We start from the raw sequence: 26,064 nt of genomic DNA, 5'->3' as shown, positions 1-26,064 counted from the left end.
GATACTGTTCGCCCATGCCCGACTATCACGATGATCTTCGCCTGGCACACGTCCTGGCGGACGCCGCGGACGCCGCGACCATGGAACGGTTCAAGGCCCTCGACCTCAAGGTGGAGACCAAACCGGACATGACCCCGGTGACCGAGGCCGACAAGTCCGCCGAGGAACTGATCCGCAGCCACCTCCAGCGCGCCCGGCCGCGGGACGCGGTGCTCGGCGAGGAGTTCGGCAGCGAGGGCTCCGGCCCGCGCCGCTGGATCATCGACCCGATCGACGGCACCAAGAACTACGTGCGCGGGGTGCCGGTCTGGGCCACCCTGATCGCCCTGATGGAGCGCGGCGAGGGCGGCGACCGCCCGGTCGTCGGGCTGGTCTCCGCGCCGGCGCTGAACCGTCGCTGGTGGGCCGCGGAGGGCCTGGGCGCCTTCACCGGCCGCAGCCTGACCTCGGCGAACCGGCTGCACGCCTCCCAGGTCGGCCGCCTACAGGACGCGTCCTTCGCCTACTCCTCCCTGACCGGCTGGGAGGAGCGCGGCAAACTCGCCGGCTTCCTCGACCTCTCCCGGGAGTGCTGGCGCACCCGCGCCTACGGGGACTTCTGGCCGTACATGATGGTCGCCGAGGGCACCGTGGACATCTGCGCGGAGCCGGAGCTGTCACTGTGGGACATGGCGGCCTGCGCGGTGATCGTCCAGGAGGCCGGCGGGCGCTTCACCGGACTCGACGGCCGGCCCGGCCCGCACAGCGGCAACGCGGCGGCCTCCAACGGCCTGCTCCACGAGGACCTGCTCTCCCACGTCGGCGACGACCGGAGCTGATCCCGCACGGGCGAACGGCGCCGGCTTTCACGCCGCGCACACCCCGTCTGACCTGCACAGGGGCGGATGTTCGGACTGATGTCCAGCATCTGCCCCTTGTTGTGCGCCCCGGAGCATGTGAACATGAGAAGCCCCCACTTTGTGAACTTGTGAACCGTTTCGCATGTTCACTGCCCCCAAGGAGGTGGCTCCTCTCCATGCCCATGCTCGTCAAAGACGCCATGAGCACGGTGGTCCTCACCATCGGGCCGGCTCACACCCTCCGCCAAGCGGCGCGACTGATGGCGGCCCGCCGCATCGGCGCAGCCGTGGTCCTCGACAACGACACCTGCGGCATCGGCATCCTCACCGAGCGCGACATCCTCAACTCCCTTGGCGCGGGCGAGAATCCCGACCGGGAGACCGCACAGGGCCACACCACCTCGGACGTGGTCTTCGCGACCCCGGACTGGACCCTGGACGACGCGGCGGGCGCCATGGTCCGCGGCGGCTTCCGCCACCTCGTCGTCCTCGACGACCTCGAACCCGTCGGCATCGTCTCGGTCCGCGACATCATCAGCTGCTGGTCCGGCGTCCCCGCCCGGGCGGCCGCGGCGGCATGAGCGAAGCCACCGCGCGCCCCGGCCCTGGGCCCGCCCCGTGCGGGCACGGGGCGGCGCACGCACGAAGAGGCCGGAGCCCCATGGCTTCCGGCCTCTTCGGCATGTACGGCAAGCGACGACGGATCGTCCCGTGGTGCGGCCGCCACCGCGCGGGCGGCGGCCGCGGCGCCGGGAACGTCAGCCGCGCAGGGCCTGGACCGCGGCCTCCAGTCGCTTGCCGTAGTCCGCGTCCGCCTTGCGGAAGTTCTCGATCGCGCGCTGGGCGATGTCGTCGCGGGAGACCTTGGCGATGAAGCCCGCCAGGTTGTTGATCAGGCGCTCCTTCTCGGCCTCGGACATCAGGCGGTAGAGGTTGCCGGCCTGGACGAAGTCGTTGTCCTCGGCGCGCGAGGGCGCCGCGCTCTTGGCGGACTCACCGGAGACCGCGACCGGCTGCCACAGCGGCCGACCGGTCTCGACCGGGCCGCCGAAGCTGTTGGGCTCGTAGTTCTTCTGGCCGGCGTGGCGGCCGTCGTAGAGCACGCCGTCCCGGCCGTGGGTGCGCGCCTCGGTCGCGTGCGGGCGGTTCACCGGGAGGTGGTCGGCGTTGATGCCGACGCGGTAGCGGTGCGCGTCGCCGTAGGCGAACAGGCGGCCCTGGAGCATCTTGTCGGGCGAGGGGCCGATGCCCGGCACGAAGTGGTGCGGGGAGAAGATCGACTGCTCGACCTCGGCGAAGATGTTCTCCGGGTTGCGGTTGAGCTCCAGCTTGCCGATCTCGATCGGCGGGTAGTCCTCGTGCGGCCAGACCTTGGTCAAGTCGAACGGGTTGAAGCGGTAGTTGGCCGCCTCGTCCGCCGGCATGATCTGCACCTGGACCGTCCAGCTCGGGAAGTCACCGCGCTCGATGGACTCGCGCAGGTCCCGCTGGTGGCTGTCCGGGTCCTCGCCGGCCAGCTTGTTGGCCTCGTCCTGGGTGAGGTTCTTGATGCCCTGGTCGGTCTTGAAGTGGTACTTGACCCAGAAGACCTCGCCCGCCTCGTTGCTCCACTGGAAGGTGTGCGAGCCGTAGCCGTTCATGTGGCGGTAGCTGGCCGGGATGCCGCGGTCACCGAAGAGCCAGGTCACCTGGTGGGTGGACTCGGGCGACAGGCCCCAGAAGTCCCAGACGTTGTCCGCCTCCTGCGAGCCGGTGTACGGGTCGCGCTTCTGGGTGTGGATGAAGTCGGGGAACTTGATGGCGTCCTTGATGAAGAAGACCGGCGTGTTGTTGCCGACCAGGTCGTAGTTGCCCTCTTCGGTGTAGAACTTCAGCGCGAAGCCGCGAGGGTCGCGCACCGCGTCGGCCGCACCGAGGTTGCCCGCGACGGTCGAGAAGCGCAGGAACGTCTCGGTCTGCTTGCCGATCTCGGAGAGGAACTTGGCGCGGGTGTACTTCGTCACGTCCGCGGTCACGGTGAAGGTGCCGTACGCGCCGGCGCCGCGGGCGTGCACGATGCGCTCCGGGATGCGCTCGCGGTTGAAGTGCGCCAGCTTCTCGATCAGGTGCTGGTCCTGAATCAGACCGAGGCCGCCGACGCCGGCCGTCTCGCTGTTCTGGTTGTCCGCGACCGGGGCCCCGGCCTCCGTGGTCAGCGGTCCGGTGGTGCTCTCTACCGACACGTGCGCCTCCTGATGTCTTTCGTACACCTGCCCTTGGCTTTCGCCGAACCCGATCCTACATTGGACATTGTCTAAGTCAAGAAGTGGCCGAAAGTCGTACACGATCCGGTGATGGACGACCGCTGGTACCCTGGTGGCTATCTGACTGATAGGTGATTGGCATGAGTGACCTGCTGGAACGACTCCGGGGACGCGGCTGGCGGCTGACCGCACAGCGCCGCGTCGTCGCCGAGGTCCTGGACGGGGACCACGTCCACTACACCGCCGACGAGGTGCACGCCAAGGCGTCGGAGCGCCTTCCTGAGATCTCCCGCGCCACGGTCTACAACACCCTCGGTGAACTGGTCTCGCTCGGCGAGGTGATCGAGGTGAGCACCGACGGCCGCGCCAAGCGCTACGACCCCAACGCCCACCACGACCACCAGCACCTGGTCTGCTCGCGCTGCGGCACCATCCGCGACGTACACGTGCACGGCGACCCGCTGTCCGCCCTGCCCGAGCCGGAGCGCTACGGCTTCGACGTCTCCGAGGTCACCGTGACCTACCGGGGCATCTGCCCCAACTGCAACACCGACTCCTGACTTGGGCCCGGCCCCCGTCCGGGCCGCGCCCCAGGACCCCGGCCGCCACCGCGCGCCACCCCGTCGGCCACCCCGCGGGCCCACTCCTCCCACGGAGCCACGGCCCACCGCCGACCCAGCCAACGACGCTCCGGCCACTCCCCGCGTCCACCACGCCCGCGTATCTGCCCACGCACGGGACGCGCATGCCCCTGCCGCCTCACCTGACGAGACGTCATATCGCCGCAACGCCATGCGCGTTGACCATGTCGAACGTTTTGATCACCGAGGCCAACCGGCCCCCAGGGTGAGCACACCGCGAGAGAACCTCCGGCGCTCCACCACCACACGCGCAGCCAACCGCGCACCCCACCGGGCGCGACGCCACCACCCCGACAACACCGAAGGCCCGGATCCTTGAGGATCCGGGCCTTCGGTTTCAGTAGCGGGGACAGGATTTGAACCTGCGACCTCTGGGTTATGAGCCCAGCGAGCTACCGAGCTGCTCCACCCCGCGCCGTTGTGTGTCAACTTTAACCCCACCGCGACGACCAGCGCAAATCCCCTCCGCGGGCCCCCGTGGCCGACCCTCGGGCCGGGCCCCGGTGGCCGGGCGCGGACCGCGCCCGGCCACCGTCACGCGCTCAGTTCCTCCTGGAGCGCCGCCCGCAACCGGGCCGCCCGCTCGGCCACCTCCGGCGGCCCCAGCTCCACGGCCCGCACGCACCAACGTTGGGCCTCCGCCAGCGCCCCGCGCCGGGCGGCGATCAGCGCCAGCCGCAGCGCGGCCCGGCCGTGCCCACCCTCGGCGGCGCGCTGCCACCACAGGGTGGCCTCGGGCAGGCTGCCCTCGCGGGCCAGCAGCAGGCCGAGGTTGAAGGCGCCGTTGCGGCTGCCGGCCTCGGCCGCCGTGCGGTACCAGTTCGCCGCCTCGACGGCGTCCCCCCGCGCCGCCGCGAACATGCCAACCCGGACCTGGGCGCGGCGGTGCCCCTGCCGGGCGGCCCGCTCGTACCACTGTCGGGTCTCGTCGCCCTCGGACCGCTCGCCGTCCGCCTCCACGGAGCGCCGGTCCAGCAGGTCCGCGAGCCGGAAGGCCGCCTCGGCGCTGCCGCCGCCGGCCGCGCACCGCAGGTTCCGCTCGGCCTCCTTGACCTCGCCGTCCCGCAGCTGCGCTATGGCCACCTGGAGCGCGGCCTCGGTGTGCCCCGCGGCCGCCGCGCGCTCGTACCAGGAGAGCGCCAGCCGCTCCTCGCCGCGCCCGGCGAACAGGATGCCGAGGTTGAACGCGGCGTCCACGCTGCCGGCCTCGGCCGCCTTGGAGAACCACGGCTCGGCCCCGGAGGCGTCGCCGCGCTGGAGAAGCAGGATCGCCAGCGCGTTGGCGGCTTCGCGGTGACCGGTGTACGCGGCCCGGCGGTACCACTGTTCGCCCCGGCCGGGCCGGCCCTGCTCGGCGCAGAGCAGGCCGAGGTTGTAGGCCCCGTTGATGTCCCCGGCGTCCAGCGCGGCGCGGTACCAGCGCTCGGCGGTCTGGAGTTCGCCGCGGTCGGCGTGGAGCGCGCCCAGGGCGTTGGCGGCGTTGCCGTCACCGTCCTGGGCCGCGCGCCGCCACCACTCCGCGGCGCTCTCCTCGTCGCCGGCGTCGCGCAGCAGGAAGCCCAACGCGCAGGCGGCGCGGGCCTCGCCGTCCTTGGCCGCGGAGAGGTACCAGCGGCCGGCCTCCTGGATCTCGCCGCGCTCCTCCAGCAGCGCACCCAGTTGCAGCGCGGCCCGCCGGTGGCCGCGGGCGGCGGCCTGGCGGTACCACTGCTCGACCTCGGCCTGCTGGGTCAACTCCCCGTAGGCGGGCGCCGTTCGGCGCTCGGCGTCCCGGCCCTCCTCGATCAGCCGGGCCAGGCGGTAGGCGGCCTCGCGGTGGCCGCGCTCGGCGGCGGTCCGGAACCAGCGCTCGGCGCCGATGTCACCGCGGTGCTCCAGGAGGTCGGCGAGGGCGTAGGCGCCCAAGTAGTGGCCGGACTCGGCGGATTGACGCAGCCAGTACTCGGCGGCCGGCTCGTCGCCGCGCTCGCGGTAGTGACGGCCCAGGGCGTGCGCGGCAGCGGCGGAACCGGCGACGGCGGCGATCCGCCACCAGCCGGCGGCCTCGTCGCCGTAGCCCCGCTGGTGCAGGAGGACGCCGAGGTTGTTGGCCGCGGCCCGGTCCCCGGCGGCGGCCGCGGAGCGCAGGTGGGGCTCGGCGCCGTCCAGATCGGCGCGGCGCAACAGCAGTGCGCCCAGGGCGCTCATGGCGGCGGTGTCGCCCGCCTCGGCGGCGCGGCGGTAGCCGGACTCGGTCACCGCGTCGGACGCCTCGGCCGTGCCGTCGGCCTCCATCGCGTCCATCGCCCTCTCGGAATCGCGCCCGTCGTCGGGCGCCTGCACAAACCGGTCCGTCTCCAACAACCTTGCCTTGTCCCCCATAAGAACCATCGTCGCATCACCTGTAACGCGCGTACACCTGGTATACCGCAGCAAGTGAGGTCACTTCAGCGGTTTGTCGACTTCCCGACACGGCGACATGCCAAACTCAAGCACACAGCTTTCCCACATGGGGCGTCCGACCCGCCTGTCGGTCGCTTTGACACGAACGCATGACAAAGGCCCGGATCCTCAAGGAATCCGGGCCTTGGTCTTTCAGTAGCGGGGACAGGATTTGAACCTGCGACCTCTGGGTTATGAGCCCAGCGAGCTACCGAGCTGCTCCACCCCGCGCCGTTGTGACTCCAACGTATCACGTCACGGGGACCGCAATTGACACTCGGTGCGCGGTGGCCGCCGGTTCGCGCCGGCGGCCACCGTGCCCGGGCGGGCTCAGCCGCTCGACTTCCCGCCCTTCTCGGACGCCTTGGCCGCCCGGTCCAGCGCGGCCTTCAGCTTCTTCTGGGCGTCGCCGTACGCGGCCCAGTCGCCCGCCACGCGCGCCTTCTCGCCCTCGTCGTACGCCTTCTCGGCGTCGGACAGGGCCTGTTGGACGGTCTGGCCGGCGGGCGGCTGCTCGCCGGTCTGGCCGCCGCCGGGCGGATTCTCCGGGCTGGTGCCCGCGCTCGGCGCCTTCTTGCCGAAGACCACGTCCAGCGCGTCCTTGAGGCTGTTCTCCAGGACGGGCTTGTTGTCGCCGTAGCTCACCAACACCTTCTTCAGGAGCGGGTAGTTGGTGTTGGCGCCGCGCAGGTAGACCGGTTCGACGTAGAGCAGACCGCCGTCCAACGGGACGGTCAGCAGGTTGCCGTACTCGATCTCCGAGTCGCCGAACTTCTTGAGGATGTTGAGCTCGTTGGCGATCGCCGGGTCGGAGTTGAACTTCGACTGGGCCAACTGCGGTCCGGGCACCGGGGTCTGCGCGGGCAGCTTCAGCAATCTGATCTTGCCGTAGTCATTGCTGTTCGCATCGGCGTCGATCGCCATGAAGGCGCCCAGGTTGTCCTTCTTGTTGGGCGTGAAGGTGGTCGTCAGCGAGAACGCCCGGTCCTTCTGGTCGGGCATCTTCATGCTGAGGTAGTACGGCGGCACCGCGTTGCCCGACTTGGTGGTCGGGTCGTTCGGGATCTGCCAGCGCTCCGAACCGGTGTAGAAGGTGCCCGGGTCGGTGACGTGGTACGTGGTCAGCAGCTGGCGCTGCACCTTGAAGAGGTCCTGCGGGTAGCGCAGGTGGGCCTTCAGCTCGGGGCTGATGGAGCTCTTCTTCTCGACCGTGCCGGGGAACGCCTTCATCCAGGTCTTCAGGACCGGGTCCTTGGTGTCCCACTGGTAGAGCTTGACCGTGCCGTCATAGGCATCGACCGTCGCCTTGACCGAGTTACGGATGTAGTTGACCTGGTTCTGCTGGGCCACGACCGCGCGTTGACCGTTGGTGAGCGAGTCGGCGGTGCTGTCCCCGAGGGTGGTGCGCGAGGCGTACGGGTAGCCGTTGCTGGTGGTGTACGCGTCCACGATCCACTGGATGCGGCCCTTGATCACCGCTGGGTAGGCGTCACCGTCGATCGTCAGCCAGGGGGCGACGGACTCCACGCGCTCCTTGGGCGTGCGGTTGTACAGGATCCGCGACTTGTCCCCGATGGCGCCGGAGTAGAGGATCTGCGGCTCCCCGAACGCCACCGCGTACGCGGCGCGGTTGATCGGGTTGGACAGACTCACCCCGCTCTTGCCCTGGTAGCGGTAGCCCTTCTCGCCGCTGTCGTCGGAGTAGTCCAGCTCCTTCTGCGGCCCGCCCACGATGGAGTACTGGGTGGTCTTCTCGCCGTAGTAGACGCGCTGTTCGTACGGGGGGAGCTGTCCACGGGAGGGGAGGTTGGCCTCGGTGTAGTCCGGGGCGCCGCCGTCGGCGGTCTCGGTCCCCTTGGCGGTGACCGCGCCGTAGCCGTGGGTGTACTTGAAGTGGTCGTTGATCCAGTTGCGTTCGGGGATGCCGGCGATGTTCAGCTCGCGCAGGCCGATGACGGTGTCCTGCTCCTTGCCGTCCTTGTCCTTGTACCGGTCGACGTCCAGGGTGGACGGGAACTGGTAGTAGGACCGCACCTGTTGCTGCTGCTGGAAGGCCGGCGAGACCACGTTCGGGTCGAGCAGCCGCATGCTGGCGGTGGTGTCCGCCGCGTCCCGCAGCCGCTGGCTGTCCTCCTTGGTGGCCGGCTTGTTGTTGCCCTTGTAGGGCGTCACCTCGGCGTCCTGGATGTCGTACGCGTCCCGGGTCGCCTTGATGTTGTTCTCGATGTACGGCGCTTCCTTGGCCTGCTCGTTGGGCTGGACCTGGAACTTCTGCACGATCGCCGGGTACAGCCCGCCGATCAGGACGGCGGAGAGCACCATCAGCCCGAAGCCGATCACCGGAAGCTGCCAGGTGCGCCGCCACAGGGTGGCGAAGAACAGCACCGCGCAGATCGCCGCGATGAAGAACAGGATCGTCTTCGCCGGCAGATAGGCGTTGGCGTCGACGTAGCGCAGACCGGTCCAGTTGTCGGCCGACTTCAGGCCGCTGGACTTCACCGCCAGGCCGTAGCGGTCGAGCCAGTACGCGACCGCCTTCAGCGAGACGAAGATGCCCAGCAGCACCGAGAGGTGGCCGGTGGCCGCGGCGGTGGCCCGGGAACCGGGGCTGGTCAGCCGCAGCCCGCCGTAGAGGTAGTGGGTGAGGGCGGCGGCCACCAGGGACAGCACCGCGCAGGCGAAGCCGAAGCTCAACAGGAAGCGGTACCAGGGCAGATCGAAGGCGTAGAACGAGACGTCCTTGTGGAACTGCGGGTCCGTGGTGCCGAACGGGACGCGGTTGACCCACTGGAGCCAGGTGCGCCACTCGCCGGAGGCGGAGGCCCCGGCAATCAGCCCGATCACCGCGGTGATCGCGATCAGCGCCCACTTCTTGAACGGGGCGATGCTCATGCGGTAGCGGTCCAGGCTCTGCTGCTCCATGGACATCGCGGCGAGCGGCGGCCGCAGCCGGTGCGCCAGCCAGATGTTGATGCCGACGGCGACCGCCATGACGATGCCGAAGGCGAAGAACAGCCCGATCTTGGTCCACAGGGTGGTGGTGAAGACCGAGGAGAAGTGGACCGAGCGGTACCAGAGCCAGTCGGTCCAGAAGCCCGAGAACATCACGAAGAGCATGGCCAGCACGGCCAGCGCGCCCACCGTCATGAGCAGGGTTCTCAACCGCCGCGACGGTCGGCCGACTCTGATCCGTGGCCCGGAGGGGCCTCCGCCGCGGTCCGGCATCTGGAAAGCCAAGGTGCGCACCTCGAAGTTCGCTGTCGTGTGGAGCAGGCCCGGCGATAGTAGGACCCAGTGATGCAACTTACGACGGCTTTACTCGGTTCCCGATTTCCGGGGTCTACAAGGCACGATGTTGGGCATGACCAACCTCCCCGTTGACGGCACCCCCCTCGCCGCCGACCCACTGACCCGCGCGGTGCTCGAAATCGACGAGTACGCCGCCGGACTCGGCTGGGACCAGCCCGCCCGACTGTTCGCCCTCGTCGACACCGCCAAGCTCCGTGCGCAGGAGCCCTCGCTCGCCGCCCAACTGGGCATCGACGAGTCCTCCGGCACCTCCCTGACCCCCATCGAGCAGGACGAGATCCCCGCCGGCGCCCCGCTGGACGAGTTCCTCGCCACCATCGCCTGGCCGGACGCCGTCGTCGGCTGCGCGCTCACCGTGGAGCGCCTGATGCTGCCGCCGTCCGCCGAGGAGGCCGAGCCGGCCGGTATGAGCGGGGAGCAGCTCGCCGAGTGGGTCGCCAAGCACCCCGACCGCCAGGAGGTGCGGATGACGGTGGCCGTCCTCCGGGACGGCGCCCGCGAGTCCGCGCTGCGACTGCGCGAGAAGGACTCCACCTCCGAGGTGCTGACGGGCAAGTCGCTGGTGCCCGGCCTCGCCGAGGCGCTGTCCGCGACCTTCGAGGAGTAACGACCGCGGCGGGCCGGACGGGCCCGCCGGTCGCCCCCGCTACCGGCCTGCCGGGCTACAGCTCGGCAGGCCGGCGGTGTCGTGCTTGCGGATCTTCTCCAGCGCCTTGACCGCGTCCTGAATGGAGCCGACCTTCACCAGCCGGAGGCCGCTGGGGGTGTCCTTCGCCGCGGCCGCGCAGTTCTCCTTGGGCGTCAGGAAGAACTCCGCGCCCTTCTCCCGCGCGCCGATCGTCTTCATCGAAATGCCGCCGATCGGGCCGACCTTGCCCTGATCGTCGATGGTGCCCGTACCGGCGACGAACTTGCCGCCCGTCAGATCGCCACCCGGGGTGAGCTTGTCGACGATGCCCAGCGCGAACATCAGCCCGGCGCTCGGGCCGCCGACGTCCGCCAGCTTCACGTCGATGGGGAACGGGAAGATGTGGTCCAACTGGGCCTGGATACCGACCACCGCCCGGCCGCCGTCCGACGCCGTGGTGATCGCAAGCTGCTTGACGGGGACCTCGGGCCGCTTGCCCTTCTTCTCCGCCGCGGCCGCCTCCTTGGCCGGAATGATGGAGAAGACCGCCTTTTCGCCCGGCTTGTGCTGGGTGACGAACTTGACGACGTCGCTGGTCTGTTGGACGTCCTTGCCGTCCACCGCCTTGATCACATCGCCGGCGTGCAGCACCCCGTCGGCCGGCTTGTCCTTCAGGACCGCCCCGACGACGGTCTGGGTGGCGACCGGAATGTTCAACTCCTTGAGCGCGGCGGCCTTGGCGCTCTCCTGGGACTGGCTGAACTCCTCGGCGTTCTGCTGGTCGGCCTGCTCGGCCGTCTGCCCCTCGGGATAGAGCGTCTTGTGCGGCACCACCGCACTGCTCGGGTCCAACCAGCCGTAGACCGCCTCAAGGAGGTTCATGTTGTAGTCCGGCCCCGTGACCCGGACCGTGGTCATGTTGAGGTGACCGGACGTCGGATACGTCTTCCGGCCGGAGATCTGCAGGACCGGCTCCCCGTTGTGCTCACCGAGGGTGTTGACCGTCGGCCCCGGCGACATCTCGGCATACGGGACGGGAATCAGCACCCCGGCGCAGAGCAGCGCGATCAGCATCAAGGTCGAGGCGAGCAGCGTCGCGGTGCGGCGTGGCATGGAACGACAGTACGGGACGGGTACGACAACCGGCCCGCGGGGCCGTCCGTACGGGGCCGGCGATCGCGCCGGACACGTCGTTACGGCGTCAGACCAGGTCCGAGGCGTGCTCGGGGGCGGTCGCTGCCGGGGCGTGCTCCCGCTCCATCGCGGCGCGGAACCGGGCGTAGCCCGCCAGTTCGGCGACGTCCCCGGAGCGGCGGTTGCGCATGGCCCAACTGCTCCACATCGCAGCGGCCAGCCCGGCCAGCACCGGAATCAGCAGCCAGAGGAGCGCTCCCATGGCGACCTCCCTTACCCCTTGCACACCCGCAATCGACGAATAAGCAGATTAACCATCTGCCACGTCAACGCTGGTCGCGAGGGCGGAGTTACGCAACCGGAACCCAAGGCACCGGTTCGGCCGCATGGCCCCAGAGGCACGGGGCACACACCCGACCTCCACCCCCAGAAGAAGGCGCTACGCGCCTACCCGCCCGCCCGTCACCCGACCTCCACCCCCAGAAGAAGGCGCTACGCGCCTACCCATTCCTCGGTACCGTCCGAGAACGTCTGGTGTTTCCAGATGGGGACCTCGTGCTTGAGGTCGTCGATCAGCTTGCGGCAGGCCGCGAACGCCTCGGCCCGGTGGGGGCAGGCGACCGCGACGACCACGGCCAGGTCCCCGATGGCCAGGTCGCCCACCCGGTGGACGGCGGCCAACGCACGGACCGGGTAGTCGGCGACGACCTTCTCGGCGATCCGGCGCAGCTCCGCCTTAGCGGACGGGTGCGCGGAGTAGCCCAGGCCGTCCACGTCCGCACCGCCGTCGTGCGAGCGGACGGTGCCGACGAAGAGGGCCGTGCCGCCGGCCGATGCGTCGCCGACCGCCGCGAAGACCTCGTCCACGGACAGCGCGGTGCCGCGGATCTCCAGGAGCCGGATGGGGTCCTTGGCGGCCTGCTCACCAGGGTGGTCGCGGCCGGTGCGGGAGTGCGTGCCAGACATGGTCCCATCGTGCCGTACCGGGAGGGCGCCGCGGAATGGCCGTTTCCACCGGGCGTCCGCGGCCGCGTATGGAGGCTCGTACAGTCCCGTGGCCCCGGTGGCCGTTTCGGGAGGTGTACGGGCGGGCCGGCGGTCCCGGCGGGTGGCGTCAGATGCGGCGGCGGGCCTTGCGGGCTCGGCGGACCAGGGCTGCGGTGCCCAGGAGCGCGACGGTGGCACCGGCGGCGCCCGCGGCGGTGGCGTCCTTGCGGCCGAGCCGGCGGCCGGCGACGGTGTGCCGCCCGGCGACCTCCTCCAGCAGTTCGGCGAGGACCTCCTCGTTGGTCCACTGGGGCCGCCAGCCCGCGTCGTGCAGCCGGCTGCCGCTGACCACCCAGGGGTGCATGGTGTACGCGAGGTCCCCGGCGGGCGACGGCGTCAGGCCGATCCGGTGCAGCCGGGCGGCGGCACCCAGCGCCACCGAGGACGGCAGCTCCATGCGCCGGATACCGGAGAGCTCCTCGACCTCCTCCTGCTCCAACCAGCCGTCGCAGCCCACCGCCAGCTCGCCCTCGACCTTCTCCAGGGCGGCGTACCCCAGGGCGCTGACCAGGTCCTCCACGTGGCAGAACTGCCAGGCGGGGCGGGATCCGGCGACGACCAGGAGGCGCGGCGACTCGAAGTAGCGGGTCAGCGCGGTGTCGGTGCCGCCGACCAGGACGGCGGGGCGGAGCACGGTGACGTTCAGGCCCGGGTGGGCGCGGGGGGCGCGGCGCGCCAGGTGCTCGATCTCCAGGAGGTCGCCGACCCCGGTGGCGTCGGCGGTGGCGCGCAGTTCGGCGTCCTCGGCCAACGGGACGTCGTTGTCGGGCAGCGCCCCGTAGACCATCGCGGAGGTGCACAGCACCACCCGGTGAACGCCGGCGGCCGCGGCGGCGGTCAACACGGTCTGGGTGCCGCGCACGTTGTAGGCGGTGCGGGCGGCGGCGTCGGTCTCCAGGTCGAGATCGAGCGCGAGGTGGACGACGACGTCCGTTCCGCGCAGTTTGTCGGCGATGGCGGGGTCGCGGACGTCGAGGACGTGCCACTCCGCCTCGGGGACGTCACCGACCCGCTCGTCGATGGCCACCACCTGCTTGACCTCGTCGGACGCGACCAGGGCGCGGGTGAGCAGCGCGCCGACCCCGGAGGCGGCTCCGGTGACGGCGACGACGGGGCGGCGCAGCGGCCGGCCGGTATCGGACGGGCCGCGGTCGGCCTGTTCTGTTGTGGCGGCAGCGTTTCGCGCTGCGCGAACGGTCGGATCTGGGGAACTCACCGGGCGTCTCCAGCGGTTGTCTTCAGTGCGGGCGCGTCTGACGCGTTCGCACCAGGTGGCGTCCATCCTGCCGCAGCCACCGGGACAGCGAAGCACCGAGCCCCAGGGCGGGGCGAGTGTCTACGCTGGAGGTGATGTCGGGCAGCCGCCGTCGGCGTAGGGCCGGCGGCCCTACGAGCCGAGGAAACCCGTGAGTGACACCCCATTTGGATTCGGCCTTCCGCCGGAGGAGCCGGAGGACGGCGACAACGGCAAGCAGAAGGGCGGCCAGGGAGGTAGCCAGGGCCCCGCGAACCCCTTCGGGTTCGGCGGCGGGAGCGGCGACGCGGACAATCCGTTCGCGGCGCTCTTCGGCGGCATGGGGGGACCCGGCGGCCAGATGAACCCTGGCGACCTCGGCGCCGCCTTCCAGCGCCTCGGCCAGATGCTCTCCTACGAGGGCGGCCCGGTGAACTGGGAGATGGCCAAGGACATCGCGCGGCAGACCGTCGCGCAGGGCGCCGAGGACGGCAGCAAGGACGCCAGCGTCTCCCCCGGTGAGCGCTCGGCGGTCGAGGACGCCGTGCGGCTCGCGGACCTCTGGCTGGACGGTGTGACGTCGCTCCCGTCAGGCGCCGGCACGGTGGTGGCCTGGAGCCGCGCCGAGTGGGTCGAGGAGACCCTGCCGGTGTGGAAGGACCTGGTCGACCCGCTCGCCGAGCGGGTCGGTTCGGCGATGGGCGACGTGCTGCCCGAGGAGATGCAGGCCATGGCGGGCCCGCTGCTCGGGATGATGCGCTCCATGGGCGGCGCGATGTTCGGCACCCAGATCGGTCAGGCGCTGGGCGTGCTGGCCTCCGAGGTCGTCGGTTCGACGGACATCGGGCTGCCGCTGGGCCCGGCCGGCAAGGCCGCGCTGCTGCCGGCGAACGTCACGGCGTTCGGCGCCGGACTGGGCGTCCCCGAGGAGGAGGTGCGGCTCTACCTCGCCCTGCGCGAGGCCGCCCATCAGCGCCTGTTCTCCCACGTGCCGTGGCTGCGCTCGCACCTCTTCGGTGCCGTCGAGGGCTATGCGCGCGGCATCAAGGTCGACACGACCAAGCTGGAGGACGTGGTCGGCCAGCTCGACCCGCAGCACCCCGAGGAGCTCCAAAACGCCCTCCAGCAGGGCATGTTCCAGCCCGAGGACACTCCGGAGCAGAAGGCCGCGCTGGCCCGTCTGGAGACCGCGCTGGCGCTCGTCGAGGGCTGGGTCGACGCGGTGGTGCACGCCGCGGCCAAGCCGCACCTGCCGTCCGCCGACAAGCTCCGCGAGACGCTGCGGCGGCGCCGGGCCACCGGCGGCCCGGCCGAGCAGACCTTCGCCACGCTGATCGGCCTCCAACTGCGTCCGCGGCGCCTGCGGGACGCCTCGCGACTGTGGGCCTCCCTGACGGACGCGCGGGGCCTGGACGGCCGCGACGGCCTGTGGGAGCACCCGGACATGCTGCCGACCGCGGCCGATCTGGACGACCCGGACGGCTTCGTCCACCACGAGCACCCGGACTTCTCCGAGCTCGACAAGATGCTGGGCGAGGCGGCGTCCGGTGCCGGACCGGACCTGACCAAGCGGCCCGGGGACGCCGGTGCGGCGCCGTCGGACGGCACCAAGGACGAGGGCGGCGCGCGCGGCCCCGAGGACGAGGGCAAGGGCGGCGGCGCCCAGTGACCCTGCGGGAGGACGCGGCGCGGGTGCTCAAGGAGTGGCCCGCGCCGTCGGCCGACCAGGAGCGGCTGCGGCTGGCCTATCTGGACCACCTCGCGGCCCATCGGGACGGCATGTGGAAGCCGTGCAAGGAAGGGCACCTCACCGCCAGCGCGCTGGTGATCGACCCCGAGGGCGGTCGGGTGCTGCTCACCCTGCACCGCAAGTTGGAGATGTGGCTCCAGATGGGCGGCCACTGCGAGCCCGAGGACGCCTCGCTGGCCGACGCGGCGCTGCGGGAGGCGCGCGAGGAGTCCGGGATCGCGCGGGGGCTGACGCTGCTGGGCGGTGCGCCGGTGCGGCTGGACCGCCATCAGACGCCCTGCGCCGTGCACTTGGACGTCCAGTACGCCGCGCTGGCGCCGCCGGACGCGGTCGCGGCGATCAGCGACGAGTCGCTGGACCTGCGGTGGTTCCGCTACGACGAGGTGCCCTCGGTGGCCGATGCGTCGGTGGTCAACCTGGTGGCGGACACCCGGGCGCTGCTGTCGGCCACGACATGACGCCCCCACACGCCACCTGACGTTGCGTCGATTCCGGCGCCCGCCCCCAACGGGGCGGGCGCCGAACGCATGTGGGGCCTTCGCGCGGGCCCTCACGGGCGCGCCGGTTCAGCGCCCCCGGTGCGGGTGGCCCTGCGGGTCGCCGGGGCCCGCAGGCGGTTCCTCTTCCGGACGCCACTGTCCGCCGGCACCCTCGGGAGCCGGCGCGCCCTGCCCCGGATACGGGGCGTGCGGGGCCCCCGGAGGCGGCGGCTGCTGGCCCGGCTGACCGTACGCACCGGGCGGCGGCGGGAGCGGCACCGGCGGCCCCTGGGGTGCGGCGTACCCACCGGGCGGCGGGGGCGGCTGCTGCCCGTACGGAGGCGGCGGAGGCTGCTGACCGTATGGCAGCGGCGGGGGCTGCTGGCCATACGGGGGCGGCGGGGGTGGCTGTTGACCGTACGGGGGCGGCGGGGGTGGCTGTTGACCGTACGGGGGCGGCGGCGGGGGCTGTTGACCGCCGGGCGCCTGGCCGTACGGGAGCGGGGGCGGCGGCGGGGGCGGACCCGGCACCCCGACGGCCGGCGGCGGGGGCGGTGGGGGCGGAGCCTGGACGCCCTGGGGCGGCGGCGTCCCACCCGGCGGGACCAGCGGCGCAACGAGCGTCGGCGCGCTGTGGATCTGCGCGGCGGCCGGCTGGGGCAGCGGGGGCGGGGCCGACTGCGGCTGGTACGGCGCCGGTTCGCGCGGATCCGGGGCGGTCGGCGCCGGGGCGGGCACCCCCTGCGCGGTGACGGGCGGTGCCGGCGGGACGGGCGCGGGTGTCGGTGCGGGTGCGGGGGCGGGGACGCCCTGTGCCGTGACGGGTGGCGCCGGCGCCTCCCCGGCGGGCCCGGTCGCCTCCCCGGCGCCCTCGTCCTCCTCCAGGACCTCGCCGCCGAAGTTGGTCAGCAGCGCCTCCAGGCCGCCGTCGAAGCCCTGGCCCACGGCGGCGAACCGCCAGACGTCCTTGACGTAGAGGTCACCGAGCATCACCGCGCGCTCGGTGCTGAACTCGGCGCCGGTGAAGGGGTATCGGGCCACCTCCTGGCCACCGGCGACGATGCGCAGGAAGCCCGGCCCGATCTGCGACATCTGCCCGTCGCCGTCGAGGGTGGCGGTGAAGGTCAACTTCCTTACCTGCGGCGGGATGCGGTCGAGGGCGATCCGGAAGGACTCGGTGTCGCCGCCCTGCGCACCGAGCAACTGGATCGCTTCTTCGGGCGACTTGGGCTGGTTGTAGAAGATGAAGTAGCGGTCGTCGGACAGGCGCTCGTCGGCGTCCAGCCCGAAGCAGCTGATGTCGACGACCAATCCGGGACCGGCGATCTGTACCCCGACGTACAGCTCCCGTTCCGTCGTCAGATCGGCAAGCCTGGCCTTGTGGCCCCGCTGGAATTCCCTGGCCATGGACACCGGCCCTCCCCCGCCCTCGCGTTGAATCCGTACCCTCGCCAGGCTAACGGCTGGCACGGACAGCGGGCCTCCCCGGTGCGCGCCCGGGCCCCTTAGGCCCTGTCAGCGGCGACGGGCGGCCGGCAGATGCGGCAGCCGGTCGGCGGCCACCACGCCTTCGAGGTACCCGCGGGCCCGTTCGGTGCGCGGATAGGACTCCAACAGGCGCCAGAACTCCGGCCCGTGGCCGGGGACGAGGAGGTGCGCCAACTCGTGCAGCAGGACGTAGTCGATGACGTACTCGGGCATGCCCTGGAGGCGGTGCGACAGCCGGATGCTGCCCTCGGCCGGGGTGCACGACCCCCAGCGGGTGTTCTGGTTGGTGACCCAGCGCACCGACCCCGGACGGGCCCGCCCGTCGAGGTACTGCCCGGAGAGCCGCTCGGCCCGTTCGGCCAGATCGCCGTCGCCCAGCATCCGCTTGCTCTCCTGGGCGGCGAGCTTGTCCAGCATCACCGAGACCCAGCGCTGCTCCTCGGACTGCGACATCCGGGCCGGGATCAGGACGATGGTGCGGTCGCCCTCGCGGTACGCGGAGACCGTTCGGCGCCGCCGCGTGCTGCGCCGCACTTCGACCGCGCGGGCCGGTGGGCTCGGCTCGTCCCGGCGCGGGCGATCGGCGGCGCGGCGCAGGGGCGTCTCCCCGGATCCGCGTGGGGAAGGGTCGGCGGGCACGCGCCCGACGTTACCCGTTGACGCTGCGGGAAGTCCCGCCCCTCGGACGGTTCGCCACCTGAACGCCCCCGGCGTGCACGCGTTGTACGACGAATGACCGCCGCCTGTGGATAACTTCCGCCGCGCTCGGGCGTTCGGCGCATGCTGGAGTCCGGTCGAGAACGAACGGGGGCACAAGACATGCATCCGATGCTCAAGCCCGCGCTGCGGCGCGGTTGGCGGGACCGGGAGACGGTGTGGTTCGGGGTGGCACCGGCCCATGCGCAGTCGGTCGGGCCGGTCGATGTGGCGACCGGCTGCTTCATCGAGCTGCTCGACGGCACGCGCTCGCTGCCCCAACTGCTCGACGAGGCGGTGGCGCTGGACGTGCCGCCGGAGCGGGCGCGCGCAGTGGTGGAGCGGCTCGGCGCGGCCGGGCTGTTGGAGGCGCCGGCGGCGGACGGACCGGCGGCGGACGCCCTGCGGGCGGACGGCGCGGCCGTCGAGCGATTACGGGCGGATCTGGGCGCGCTGTCGGTGCGCCAGCGCGGGGGCGCGTCAGGGCCGCTCGCGCGGATGGGGGCGCGGCGGTCGGTCCGGGTCAAGGTGAAGGGGGCGGGGCGGGTCGGCGCGCAGCTCGCGGCGCTGCTGTCGGCGTCGGGGGTCGGCCGGGTCGACGTGGTGGACGGCGGCGCGGTCGCGCCGTGGGAGGTGGTGCCGGGCGGGCCGGCGGCCGGGCAGATCGGCGAACGGCGGGCCGAGGCCGCCGGCCGGCTGGTCCGGGAGTCGTCCCCGTGGAGCGGCCGGCCCCGGTCCGGCGCCCCGGTCACCGAGTCCGGTGAGCCCGGCATCTCCCTCATGGTGCTCGCCCCGCGTGATGGCCTCGGCGCCTACGCCCCCGATCCCGTGCTCGCCGAACCGCTGCTCACCGCCGGCATCCCGCACCTCTACGCGGGTGTGCTGGAAGGCACCGGTGTGGTGGGCCCGTTGGTGGTGCCCGGCGTCTCGGCCTGCGCCGGCTGCGACCAACTCCGGCGCACGGACGCCGAGCCGGCCTGGCCGCGGCTGCTCGCGCAGTGGCGCTCGGGGCGCGGCACCCCGGCGGTGCCGGCCTGCGACGCCGCGCTGGCCACGGCGGTCGCGGGGCTCACCGCCGTCCAGGCGCTGGCGTTCCTCGACGGCGAGCCACCGCCGTGCACGGGGGCGCGGATGGAACTGCCGCTGCCGTGTGCGAGCGTACGGACGGTGCGGATCGCCCCGCATCCCGACTGCGGCTGCGGTGCCGCCGCGGAGCGGGGCCCGGCGGACGCCTCGGTTCCCCGGCCGCGACACGCAACAATGACCGGGTAACCCCGGTAGGGGACGGTGTGAGTTGGAGGGGCGCATGTCTGATCTTCCCCGCAAGGCGGTCACCCGGACCGCCAAGCTGGCCGCGCTACCACTGGGGTTCGCCGGCCGTGCCACCTGGGGCCTGGGCAAACGGCTCGGCGGCCGGTCCGCCGAGATCGTCGGCCGCGAGCTCCAACAGCGCACCGCGGAACAGCTCTTCAAGGTGCTCGGAGAGTTGAAGGGCGGTGCCATGAAGTTCGGCCAGGCGCTGTCCGTCTTCGAGTCGGCGCTGCCCGAGGAGATCGCCGGCCCCTACCGCGCGGCGTTGACCAAGCTCCAGGACGCGGCGCCGCCGATGCCGACGAGCACCGTGCACGCCGTGCTGGCCGAGCAACTGGGCGCCGACTGGCGGGAGCTGTTCGCGGAGTTCGAGGACAAGCCGGCCGCGGCGGCGTCCATCGGGCAGGTGCACCGGGCGGTGTGGCACGACGGCCGCGAGGTGGCCGTCAAGGTGCAGTACCCGGGGGCGGGCCCGGCGCTGTTGTCGGACCTGACGCAGCTCAGCCGGTTCGCCCGACTGCTCGGGCCGCTGATCCCCGGCATGGACATCAAGCCGCTCATCACCGAGTTGCGCGACCGGGTCTCGGAGGAACTGGACTACGCGCTGGAGGCCGAGGCCCAGCAGGCGCACGCCGCGGAGTTCGCCGCCGACCCCGACGTGGTGGTGCCGGCGGTGGTGCATCAGGGCGACCAGGTCCTGGTGACGGAGTGGTTGACGGGGGTGCCGCTGTCCGAGGTGATCGCCGACGGCACCGAGGAACAGCGGGACCGGGCCGGGCAGTTGCTGGCGCGCTTCCTCTTCTCCGGCCCGGCGCGCACCGGCCTGCTGCACGCCGATCCGCACCCGGGCAACTTCCGGCTGCTGCCCGGTAAGTCGCCGGACGGCCCGGTGGCCGAGTGGCGGCTGGGCGTCCTGGACTTCGGCACCGTCGACCGGCTGCCCGACGGGCTGCCGCCGACGATCGGCGCCTCGCTGCGGATGGCGCTGGACGGCGAGGCGGACGCGGTCTACCGCATGCTGTGCGAGGAGGGCTTCGTCAAGGAGTCCATCGCCCTGGATCCCGACGCGGTGCTGGAGTATCTGCTGCCGATCATCGAGCCCGCGCAGGTGGACGCCTTCACCTTCACCCGGGGCTGGATGCGCCAGCAGGCGGCCCGGATCGGCGATCCGCGCTCCCCCGCCCACCAGTTGGGCAAGCAGCTCAACCTCCCGCCCGCCTACCTCCTGATACATCGTGTGACGTTGAGCACCATCGGGGTGCTGTGTCAGTTGGGGGCCACGGTGCGGCTGCGCGATGAGTTGGCGGCGTGGCTGCCGGGGTTCCTGCCGGACGCGTACGAGGAGGACGCGGCGGCGAAGGAGACGACCGGGGAGGACGAGGTCGGGGAGAGCGTGGTCGCGCGGGAGGCGGGCGCGGACGGTGCCGCCGGGAGCCCGGCGGAGAGTCCGGCCTGACCGTCACCACCAGCTGGAGTCCAGCCTGCCCTCGATGGCACGGATGTTGTCCCGGGCGCAGCGGTCGCAGAAGTACCGGCGCTCGCCGTTCTCGACCGAGCAGGTCCAGGTCGGCGGGGAGCCCTCGGCCACCGCGCCGCAGCGCGCACACACCGTGCCGTCGACCGTGCCGTCGGAGGTCAACTCCGCCTGTTGCCGCGTCTGATGCGTCTTCTGGTCCACCATCCGACGATATCCCCGCAGGAGTCGTGAAACGGGACGCAACGCAGTACGGGGCCCGTCCGATCGAACGGGCCCCGTAGCGCGGGTGGTTCAGTGCGCGGTGCCGGGACGCCCGGTCACTGCATCACGGCCATGGCCAGCGCCCGGCGGGCACGCAGCGACGCGCGCTCGGCGCGCCGCTGCATCCGCCGCGCGGCGGCGAGCCGATGCCCCCTGCGTTCGGACTCGGCTTCCTGGAGGCGTTGCTCCACATGGGCCCTGGCCAGGGCTTCTGGCATGAGTTGCATGGCGAGGTTCCTGTTCTGACGCGACTTCAGCGCGCCGGAGTTCGCGGGTGCGGGGGTTTCAGTGAAAGACGGGGTCATCGTGGGGTCCTGCTTCTGGGGGTCCCGGGTGGCGGGACGGTCGATCGTTCCTGTGCGCGCGGTGCTCATGCCACGACCGGGTTCTTACGCGGACGGCCCCGCGGACGCTTGCGCGGTACGACGACGCCCTGGACGAAGAGCTCACCGCCCCACACACCCCACGGCTCGCGGCGGTCCTTGGCGCCGGCCAGGCAGGCCTCGCGCACGGGGCAGGTCTGGCACAGCGTCTTGGCGTACTCGACGTCGGCCGGGGACTCGGCGAAGAAGACCTCGGGGTCGTAGGTGCGGCAGGGGACGGCGGTGCCGAGGCGGTCGATCTCGTCGTCGAGCTCGGTGAGGGGCAACAAGGGGTTCTCCTGGAGGTCAGGCGGAGGGATCAGGTCGGTGGCTGACGGGGTGTGCGTCGTGAGTTGCACTGGTGTGTGTTCCTCGTCTGTTGCGGCCCGGCTGGTGGCGGGCGCGATGGGCAAAACAAAAGGACCGCGGATCCCGGTGTGGGTTCCGCGGCCCTGGAAGGTGCCGACCTGATCGCCGATCAGGCTGGATCTCTCCAGGGTTCGAGGCCGCGGTAGGCCCACATGTCGTGCTGGTACTGCTTCCGGGATTCGGCACCATGGGCCGCCGTCACGAGGGCAAAGCAATTCGCCGTCGTTACCGCTGCCGCGGGTGCCTGGGTCGGTCGCGCGACGCGCTCGCCCGCCGTCGGGACGGCGAGGGCCTCGGGACGCGCGACCTCAATACCGGACAGGCGGCCGGAGCCGGACAGACCGGTACCAAGGAGCGAAACGCCGAGAGCGCAGGGGGCGACGACCGAGAGATCGGTCATTTTGTTGGTCTCAATGAAGCTGATCACGGGTCTCGCCTCCTCTCGGCGTCTTTGGGGACCGGGAAAATCCCGATCCGGGCGTTCAAGTACAGCACGGATCCATCGGATCTCGGAAGTTCCGTTGTTTCCGTTGCTCCCGCAGGCTATGGGGATGCGCTCCGCGTGCGCAAACTATTTTTCCAACGAGTTTTCCGCGCCCCCCGCGCGCCCCCCGGTGGCGTCCCCGCCGGGCTCCTCACCGGCGCAGATCGCCAGGACGTCGGCGCCGAAGCGGTCCAGCTTGCGGCGGCCCACGCCGGGAATGACGGCCAGTTCCTCGGCGCTCGCCGGGACGGTCTCGGCGATGGCCATCAGGGTCTTGTCGGTGAAGACGCAGTAGGCGGGCTGGCGGGTGACCGCGGCTTGCGCGCAGCGCCAGTCCCGCAGCCGCTCGTAGAGCCCCTCGTCGAGCTCCGAGGGGCAGTCCTCGCAGCGCATCAGCTTCATCTCGCCGGGGTCGGTCAGCGTGCGGTTGCAGACCCGACAGCGGGCGGGGCTGCGGTGCGCTCGGCGCGGCCGGTCGGGGGCCTGCCCACCGGTGGCGCGGCCACGCTCGACGCCGCCGGTGGCCTGGCCGCCGGCGGCGCGGTAACGGGACCGGCCGGAGCCGGGGCGCAGGCCGTCGAGGAAGCGGCTGGCGCTGCGCGAGTGCCGGCCGCCGGGCGAGCGGGCCAGCGACCAGGACAGCGTCAGCCGGCGGCGGGCGCGGGTGATGCCGACGTAGAGCAGCCGGCGCTCCTCCTCGACCTGTTCGTCGGTGCGGGCGTGGTGGATCGGCAGCATGCCCTCGGTGAGGCCGACCAGGAACACCGCGTCCCACTCCAGGCCCTTGGCGGCGTGCAGGGAGGCGAGGGTGACGCCCTCGACGGTGGGGGCGTGCTGGGCGCCGGCCCGCTCGTCGAGTTCGGCGACGAGGTCGGCGAGGGTGGCGGTGGGGCGGGCCCGGGCGAAGTCCTCGGCGAGGCGCACCAGGGCGGCGAGCGACTCCCAGCGGTCCCGGGCGGCGCCGGAGCCGGCCGGCGGCTGGTCGGTCCAGCCCATGTCGCTGAGCACCGCGCGCACCTCGGACGGCAGGCCGGCCGCGCCGTCCAGCAGGGTGTCGTTGCCGCCGAAGCGGGCCGCGCCGCGCAGCTTGACGCCGGCCTCGCGCACCTCGGGTCGCTCGAAGAACCGCTCGGCGCCGCGGAGTTGGTAGGGCACGCCGGCGTCGGCGAGGGCCTGTTCGTAGACCTCGGACTGGGCGTTGATGCGGAAGAGGACCGCGATCTCGCTCGCCGGGACGCCGGCGGCGATCAGGTCGCGGATCCGGCGGGCGGTGCCCTCGGCCTCGGCGGGCTCGTCGGCGTACTCGGTGAACGCCGGCTCGACGTCGGGCTCGCGCTGCGAGACCAGCTCCAGGCGGTGCTCGGCGGCGCGGCCCCGGGCCCGGGAGAGCAGGCCGTTGGCGAGGTGGACGACCTGGGGGGTGGAGCGGTAGTCGCGGACCAGCTTGACGACCGTGGCGTGCGGATGGCGGACGCGGAAGTCGAGGAGGTGGTCGGGGGTGGCGCCGGTGAAGCTGTAGATGGTCTGGCTGGCGTCGCCGACCACGCACAGGGTGTCGCGCTCGCCCAGCCACAGGTCCAACAGCCGCTGCTGGAGCGGGCTGACGTCCTGGTACTCGTCGACGACGAAGTGCTGGTACTGGGCGCGCACCTGCTCGGCGATGTCGTGCCGGTCCTGGAGGACGCCGACCGTGAGCAGCAGCACGTCCTCGAAGTCGATGGTGCCGCGGTCCCGCTTGAGCTGCTCGTATGTGGCGTATATCTGGCCGATCTCGGCGGGGTCGCGGGGGGCCTCGCGGCCGGCCTTGACGACCGCGGCCGGGTAGTCGGCGGGCACGGTCTGGGTGACCTTGGACCACTCGACCTCGCCGGTGACGTCGCGCAGCTCGTTGCGGTCGAGCTTGAGGCGGCAGCGGGCGGCGGCCTCGGCGACCAGCGGGCCCTTGCGGTCCAGCAGCCGCGGCAGCTCGCCGCCGACCGCCCGGGGCCAGAAGAACTGGAGCTGGCGCAGGGCCGCGGAGTGGAACGTGCGGGCCTGCACGCCGGCCGCGCCGAGCTGCCGGAGCCGGCCGCGCATCTCGCCGGCGGCCCGGGCGGTGAAGGTGACCGCGAGCACGCTGGCGGGCGGGAGGATCCCGGCCCGGACGCCGTAGGCGATGCGGTGGGTGATCGCGCGGGTCTTGCCGGTGCCGGCGCCGGCCAGGACGCACACCGGCCCGTGCAGGGCCGTGGCGACCTCGCGCTGCTCGGGGTCGAGCCCGTCGAGCACCGCGTCGGCCGTCGCCGGAACCTGCGGGAAGTAAGTGGCGTCCGTTGCTGCTGTCACCCCGCCATGCTGCCAGGTCCGCGGGGACGCCCGGGAACGTCGTCCACAGTGCCCGGGGACCGGTCGTACCGATGAGCGCTGGTGGGGACGGCGGTGGCGCGGCGGCGGGCCGATCGGGAATGGTTGGGGGCCGGTGGGCGTTGTGCTCATCGGTGCCACGGCGTCGGAAAGGACGCGCGTGGCACGTGATCACGATCGAGACGACCCCCGAAGGAGCGCAGGACGCATGGCGGGCACTGTGACGATGTACAGCACGACCTGGTGCGGATACTGCCGTCGGCTGAAGGGCCAGATGGACCGCGAGGGCATTGCCTACACCGAGATCAACATCGAGCAGGACCCGGAGTCCGCGGCGTTCGTGGAGAAGGCCAACGGCGGCAACCAGACGGTGCCGACCGTGCTCTTCGCCGACGGTTCGACGCTGACCAACCCGTCCCTGGCGCAGGTCAAGGAGAAGGTCGCCGCGGCCTGAGGGCCCGGCGCACCACCATGGCGGGGCCGCCGACCGGTCCGGTGAGGGAGCCGGTCGGCGGCCCCATCGTGCCTGCGGCCCGGGCCGCGGACACTCAGGGCCTGGGCAGCGGCTTGCCGTACCACTTCTCGATCAGCCGCGCGGCGATGGAGATGCCGTAGGGCGCAAGGACCTCACCGGAGGCGAAGGCGGCGGCCAGATCGTCGCGGGAGAACCACCGGGCCTCCTCGATCTCCTCGCCGTCCACCTGGATCTGGGAGGAGGTGGCGCGCGCCATGAAGCCCAGCATCAGGCTGGAGGGGAAGGGCCAGGGCTGGCTGGCGACGTACTCGACGTCGCCGACGACGACCCCGGCCTCCTCGTAGACCTCGCGGGCGACCGACTGCTCGATGGACTCGCCCGGCTCGACGAAGCCGGCGAGCGTGGAGAAGCGGCCCTCGGGCCAGTGGACCTGGCGGCCGAGCAGGGCGCGGTCCTGGTCGTCGGTGACGAGCATGATCACGGCCGGGTCGGTGCGCGGGTAGTGCTCGGCGCCGCAGGCCGGGCAGCGGCGGATGTGGCCGGCCGCCGCGATGACCGTCCGCTCGCCGCAGCGGGAGCAGAAGCGGTGCATCCGCTGCCAGTTCTCCAGCGCCACGGCGTGCACCAGCAGGCCGGCGTCCCGCGGGGAGAGCAGCATCCCGGCCTCGCGCAGTCCCGCGGCGCGCGCGGACTGGTCGAGGCGGCCGGGCAGCGCGTCCTTCTGGAGCGCGAAGTAGCTGACCCCGTCCTCGTCGGTGCCGAGGTAGTAGCGGTGGGCCTCGGTCAGCGGCGCCTCGAAGGACGGCGTCATGATCAGTTCGGTGCGGCCGTCCGGGGTGTCGTCGATCAGCGCCTGCCCCCCGGACACGACGAAGACGCGCGTCGTCGGGTGGCTCCAGGCCGCCGCCAGCCATGCCTCGTCCAGACGGTGGTGGGCACTGCGGTCGATGCCGCTCGGCGCGCTGAAGGTGATCGGCCGGTCGGCCGTGCGGTCGGTCCAGGTGGTCACTGCTGTTTCCAACTCCCCCTATGGCGTGGGTGATTGCTGCGTGCGACGCGGAGCGGTACGGCGG

At 72.1% G+C, this 26,064-nt stretch carries 23 protein-coding genes, 2 tRNA genes and 1 pseudogene; 9 read left to right on the top strand and 17 right to left on the bottom strand.

The features are described from left to right. Window positions 1-14: 14 nt before the first annotated feature. Both hisN and ACFVFQ_RS24160 read left to right on the top strand, forming a co-directional pair. Entirely contained in the window at window positions 15-818 is an 804-nt protein-coding gene (gene hisN, locus ACFVFQ_RS24165; RefSeq protein WP_383419445.1) for a histidinol-phosphatase, read from the top strand. 203 nt (window positions 819-1,021) lie between these two features. Continuing rightward, a complete protein-coding gene (locus ACFVFQ_RS24160; protein ID WP_383419533.1) occupies window positions 1,022-1,420 on the top strand; it encodes a cyclic nucleotide-binding/CBS domain-containing protein in 399 nt (132 codons plus the stop codon). Window positions 1,421-1,597: 177 nt separating this feature from the next. Here ACFVFQ_RS24160 and ACFVFQ_RS24155 read toward each other — a convergent pair whose 3' ends face one another. Beyond that, window positions 1,598-3,061 carry a catalase gene (locus tag ACFVFQ_RS24155; RefSeq protein WP_383419443.1) on the bottom strand — a complete coding sequence of 488 codons (1,464 nt, stop codon included), beginning with the start codon at window positions 3,059-3,061 and terminating at the stop codon, window positions 1,598-1,600. Between the two features lie 161 nt (window positions 3,062-3,222). On the opposite strand from ACFVFQ_RS24155, the gene ACFVFQ_RS24150 reads away from it, so the two are divergent. Beyond that, window positions 3,223-3,642, top strand: coding sequence for a Fur family transcriptional regulator (locus ACFVFQ_RS24150; protein WP_383419441.1), 420 nt, complete (start codon window positions 3,223-3,225; stop codon window positions 3,640-3,642). Window positions 3,643-4,064: 422 nt separating this feature from the next. On the opposite strand, the gene ACFVFQ_RS24145 is transcribed toward ACFVFQ_RS24150, so the two are convergent. The 4 genes from ACFVFQ_RS24145 to ACFVFQ_RS24130 all read right to left on the bottom strand — a co-directional run bounded on the left by ACFVFQ_RS24145 (window position 4,065) and on the right by ACFVFQ_RS24130 (window position 9,291). After that, a tRNA-Met gene (locus ACFVFQ_RS24145) sits at window positions 4,065-4,138 on the bottom strand. 119 nt (window positions 4,139-4,257) lie between these two features. Continuing rightward, on the bottom strand, window positions 4,258-6,093 hold the full coding sequence (locus ACFVFQ_RS24140; protein WP_383419439.1) for a sel1 repeat family protein: 1,836 nt from the start codon (window positions 6,091-6,093) through the stop codon (window positions 4,258-4,260). 208 nt (window positions 6,094-6,301) lie between these two features. Further along, window positions 6,302-6,375: transfer RNA gene (locus ACFVFQ_RS24135), tRNA-Met, on the bottom strand. 99 nt (window positions 6,376-6,474) lie between these two features. Next, complete coding sequence (locus ACFVFQ_RS24130; RefSeq protein ID WP_383419531.1) at window positions 6,475-9,291, bottom strand: UPF0182 family protein; 2,817 nt, start codon at window positions 9,289-9,291, stop codon at window positions 6,475-6,477. A gap of 214 nt (window positions 9,292-9,505) precedes the next feature. Here ACFVFQ_RS24130 and ACFVFQ_RS24125 point away from each other — a divergent pair, with 214 nt between their 5' ends. Further along, window positions 9,506-10,060 carry a PPA1309 family protein gene (locus ACFVFQ_RS24125; RefSeq protein WP_383419437.1) on the top strand — a complete coding sequence of 185 codons (555 nt, stop codon included), beginning with the start codon at window positions 9,506-9,508 and terminating at the stop codon, window positions 10,058-10,060. 39 nt (window positions 10,061-10,099) lie between these two features. Here ACFVFQ_RS24125 and ACFVFQ_RS24120 read toward each other — a convergent pair whose 3' ends face one another. The 4 genes from ACFVFQ_RS24120 to ACFVFQ_RS24105 all read right to left on the bottom strand — a co-directional run bounded on the left by ACFVFQ_RS24120 (window position 10,100) and on the right by ACFVFQ_RS24105 (window position 13,478). After that, window positions 10,100-11,194: a PDZ domain-containing protein gene (locus ACFVFQ_RS24120; RefSeq protein WP_383419435.1), complete on the bottom strand. Its 1,095-nt coding sequence runs from the start codon at window positions 11,192-11,194 to the stop codon at window positions 10,100-10,102. An 88-nt stretch (window positions 11,195-11,282) separates the two neighbouring features. Then, the gene (locus ACFVFQ_RS24115) at window positions 11,283-11,477 is read right to left on the bottom strand and encodes a hypothetical protein (protein WP_383419433.1); all 195 of its coding nucleotides are present in this window, start codon (window positions 11,475-11,477) and stop codon (window positions 11,283-11,285) included. Window positions 11,478-11,707: 230 nt separating this feature from the next. Beyond that, the gene (locus ACFVFQ_RS24110) at window positions 11,708-12,181 is read right to left on the bottom strand and encodes a molybdenum cofactor biosynthesis protein MoaE (protein ID WP_383419431.1); all 474 of its coding nucleotides are present in this window, start codon (window positions 12,179-12,181) and stop codon (window positions 11,708-11,710) included. A 148-nt stretch (window positions 12,182-12,329) separates the two neighbouring features. Next, on the bottom strand, window positions 12,330-13,478 hold the full coding sequence (locus ACFVFQ_RS24105) for an SDR family oxidoreductase (protein ID WP_383419429.1): 1,149 nt from the start codon (window positions 13,476-13,478) through the stop codon (window positions 12,330-12,332). Between the two features lie 190 nt (window positions 13,479-13,668). On the opposite strand from ACFVFQ_RS24105, the gene ACFVFQ_RS24100 reads away from it, so the two are divergent. After that, the gene (locus ACFVFQ_RS24100; protein ID WP_383419427.1) at window positions 13,669-15,165 is read left to right on the top strand and encodes a zinc-dependent metalloprotease; all 1,497 of its coding nucleotides are present in this window, start codon (window positions 13,669-13,671) and stop codon (window positions 15,163-15,165) included. After that, window positions 15,162-15,704, top strand: coding sequence for an NUDIX hydrolase (locus ACFVFQ_RS24095; RefSeq protein ID WP_383419422.1), 543 nt, complete (start codon window positions 15,162-15,164; stop codon window positions 15,702-15,704). Before ACFVFQ_RS24100 ends, ACFVFQ_RS24095 begins: the two co-directional genes overlap by 4 nt. A gap of 297 nt (window positions 15,705-16,001) precedes the next feature. Here the strand turns inward: ACFVFQ_RS24095 and ACFVFQ_RS24090 are convergent. Next, a pseudogene (locus ACFVFQ_RS24090) lies at window positions 16,002-17,132 on the bottom strand (TerD family protein); the annotation flags it as partial. Window positions 17,133-17,240: 108 nt separating this feature from the next. After that, entirely contained in the window at window positions 17,241-17,852 is a 612-nt protein-coding gene (locus tag ACFVFQ_RS24085; protein ID WP_383419420.1) for a M48 family metallopeptidase, read from the bottom strand. A gap of 189 nt (window positions 17,853-18,041) precedes the next feature. On the opposite strand from ACFVFQ_RS24085, the gene ACFVFQ_RS24080 reads away from it, so the two are divergent. Next, window positions 18,042-19,181 carry a TOMM precursor leader peptide-binding protein gene (locus ACFVFQ_RS24080; RefSeq protein ID WP_383419529.1) on the top strand — a complete coding sequence of 380 codons (1,140 nt, stop codon included), beginning with the start codon at window positions 18,042-18,044 and terminating at the stop codon, window positions 19,179-19,181. A 34-nt stretch (window positions 19,182-19,215) separates the two neighbouring features. Continuing rightward, the gene (locus ACFVFQ_RS24075) at window positions 19,216-20,676 is read left to right on the top strand and encodes an ABC1 kinase family protein (RefSeq protein ID WP_383419416.1); all 1,461 of its coding nucleotides are present in this window, start codon (window positions 19,216-19,218) and stop codon (window positions 20,674-20,676) included. Window positions 20,677-20,679: 3 nt separating this feature from the next. On the opposite strand, the gene ACFVFQ_RS24070 is transcribed toward ACFVFQ_RS24075, so the two are convergent. From ACFVFQ_RS24070 to ACFVFQ_RS24050, 5 genes are all read right to left on the bottom strand, one after another. Beyond that, window positions 20,680-20,901 (bottom strand): hypothetical protein, encoded by a 222-nt coding sequence (locus tag ACFVFQ_RS24070; protein WP_383419414.1) that lies wholly within the window; start codon window positions 20,899-20,901, stop codon window positions 20,680-20,682. 113 nt (window positions 20,902-21,014) lie between these two features. After that, window positions 21,015-21,332 (bottom strand): hypothetical protein, encoded by a 318-nt coding sequence (locus tag ACFVFQ_RS24065; RefSeq protein ID WP_274913414.1) that lies wholly within the window; start codon window positions 21,330-21,332, stop codon window positions 21,015-21,017. Further along, window positions 21,329-21,679 (bottom strand): WhiB family transcriptional regulator, encoded by a 351-nt coding sequence (locus ACFVFQ_RS24060; protein WP_274913415.1) that lies wholly within the window; start codon window positions 21,677-21,679, stop codon window positions 21,329-21,331. The genes ACFVFQ_RS24065 and ACFVFQ_RS24060 overlap by 4 nt, the downstream gene beginning before the upstream one ends. 119 nt (window positions 21,680-21,798) lie before the next feature. Continuing rightward, complete coding sequence (locus ACFVFQ_RS24055) at window positions 21,799-22,116, bottom strand: hypothetical protein (protein WP_383419412.1); 318 nt, start codon at window positions 22,114-22,116, stop codon at window positions 21,799-21,801. 144 nt (window positions 22,117-22,260) lie between these two features. Further along, complete coding sequence (locus ACFVFQ_RS24050) at window positions 22,261-24,498, bottom strand: ATP-dependent DNA helicase UvrD2 (protein ID WP_383419410.1); 2,238 nt, start codon at window positions 24,496-24,498, stop codon at window positions 22,261-22,263. Between the two features lie 226 nt (window positions 24,499-24,724). Here ACFVFQ_RS24050 and ACFVFQ_RS24045 point away from each other — a divergent pair, with 226 nt between their 5' ends. Continuing rightward, complete coding sequence (locus ACFVFQ_RS24045; protein ID WP_274913419.1) at window positions 24,725-24,970, top strand: mycoredoxin; 246 nt, start codon at window positions 24,725-24,727, stop codon at window positions 24,968-24,970. Between the two features lie 94 nt (window positions 24,971-25,064). Here the strand turns inward: ACFVFQ_RS24045 and nudC are convergent, their stop codons facing one another. After that, window positions 25,065-26,000 (bottom strand): NAD(+) diphosphatase, encoded by a 936-nt coding sequence (gene nudC, locus ACFVFQ_RS24040; protein WP_383419408.1) that lies wholly within the window; start codon window positions 25,998-26,000, stop codon window positions 25,065-25,067. Window positions 26,001-26,064: the final 64 nt, after the last annotated feature.

This window comes from Streptomyces sp. NPDC057743, assembly GCF_042798755.1.
Lineage (GTDB): Bacteria > Actinomycetota > Actinomycetes > Streptomycetales > Streptomycetaceae > Streptomyces.
Note: the sequence above shows the minus strand (reverse complement) of the source record. Positions and strands in the feature narration are given on the sequence as shown.

What these genes read in the sequence shown, in the direction of transcription:
- hisN (WP_383419445.1), top strand. Translation starts at nt 15, where the DNA reads ATGCCCGACTATCACGATGATCTTCGCCTGGCACACGTCCTGGCGGAC.
- ACFVFQ_RS24160 (WP_383419533.1), top strand. Translation starts at nt 1,022, where the DNA reads ATGCTCGTCAAAGACGCCATGAGCACGGTGGTCCTCACCATCGGGCCG.
- ACFVFQ_RS24150 (WP_383419441.1), top strand. Translation starts at nt 3,223, where the DNA reads ATGAGTGACCTGCTGGAACGACTCCGGGGACGCGGCTGGCGGCTGACC.
- ACFVFQ_RS24140 (WP_383419439.1), bottom strand. Translation starts at nt 6,093, where the DNA reads ATGGTTCTTATGGGGGACAAGGCAAGGTTGTTGGAGACGGACCGGTTT.
- ACFVFQ_RS24130 (WP_383419531.1), bottom strand. Translation starts at nt 9,291, where the DNA reads ATGACGGTGGGCGCGCTGGCCGTGCTGGCCATGCTCTTCGTGATGTTC.
- ACFVFQ_RS24125 (WP_383419437.1), top strand. Translation starts at nt 9,506, where the DNA reads ATGACCAACCTCCCCGTTGACGGCACCCCCCTCGCCGCCGACCCACTG.
- ACFVFQ_RS24120 (WP_383419435.1), bottom strand. Translation starts at nt 11,194, where the DNA reads ATGCCACGCCGCACCGCGACGCTGCTCGCCTCGACCTTGATGCTGATC.
- ACFVFQ_RS24115 (WP_383419433.1), bottom strand. Translation starts at nt 11,477, where the DNA reads ATGGGAGCGCTCCTCTGGCTGCTGATTCCGGTGCTGGCCGGGCTGGCC.
- ACFVFQ_RS24110 (WP_383419431.1), bottom strand. Translation starts at nt 12,181, where the DNA reads ATGTCTGGCACGCACTCCCGCACCGGCCGCGACCACCCTGGTGAGCAG.
- ACFVFQ_RS24080 (WP_383419529.1), top strand. Translation starts at nt 18,042, where the DNA reads ATGCTCAAGCCCGCGCTGCGGCGCGGTTGGCGGGACCGGGAGACGGTG.
- ACFVFQ_RS24075 (WP_383419416.1), top strand. Translation starts at nt 19,216, where the DNA reads ATGTCTGATCTTCCCCGCAAGGCGGTCACCCGGACCGCCAAGCTGGCC.
- ACFVFQ_RS24070 (WP_383419414.1), bottom strand. Translation starts at nt 20,901, where the DNA reads ATGGTGGACCAGAAGACGCATCAGACGCGGCAACAGGCGGAGTTGACC.
- ACFVFQ_RS24065 (WP_274913414.1), bottom strand. Translation starts at nt 21,332, where the DNA reads ATGAGCACCGCGCGCACAGGAACGATCGACCGTCCCGCCACCCGGGAC.
- ACFVFQ_RS24045 (WP_274913419.1), top strand. Translation starts at nt 24,725, where the DNA reads ATGGCGGGCACTGTGACGATGTACAGCACGACCTGGTGCGGATACTGC.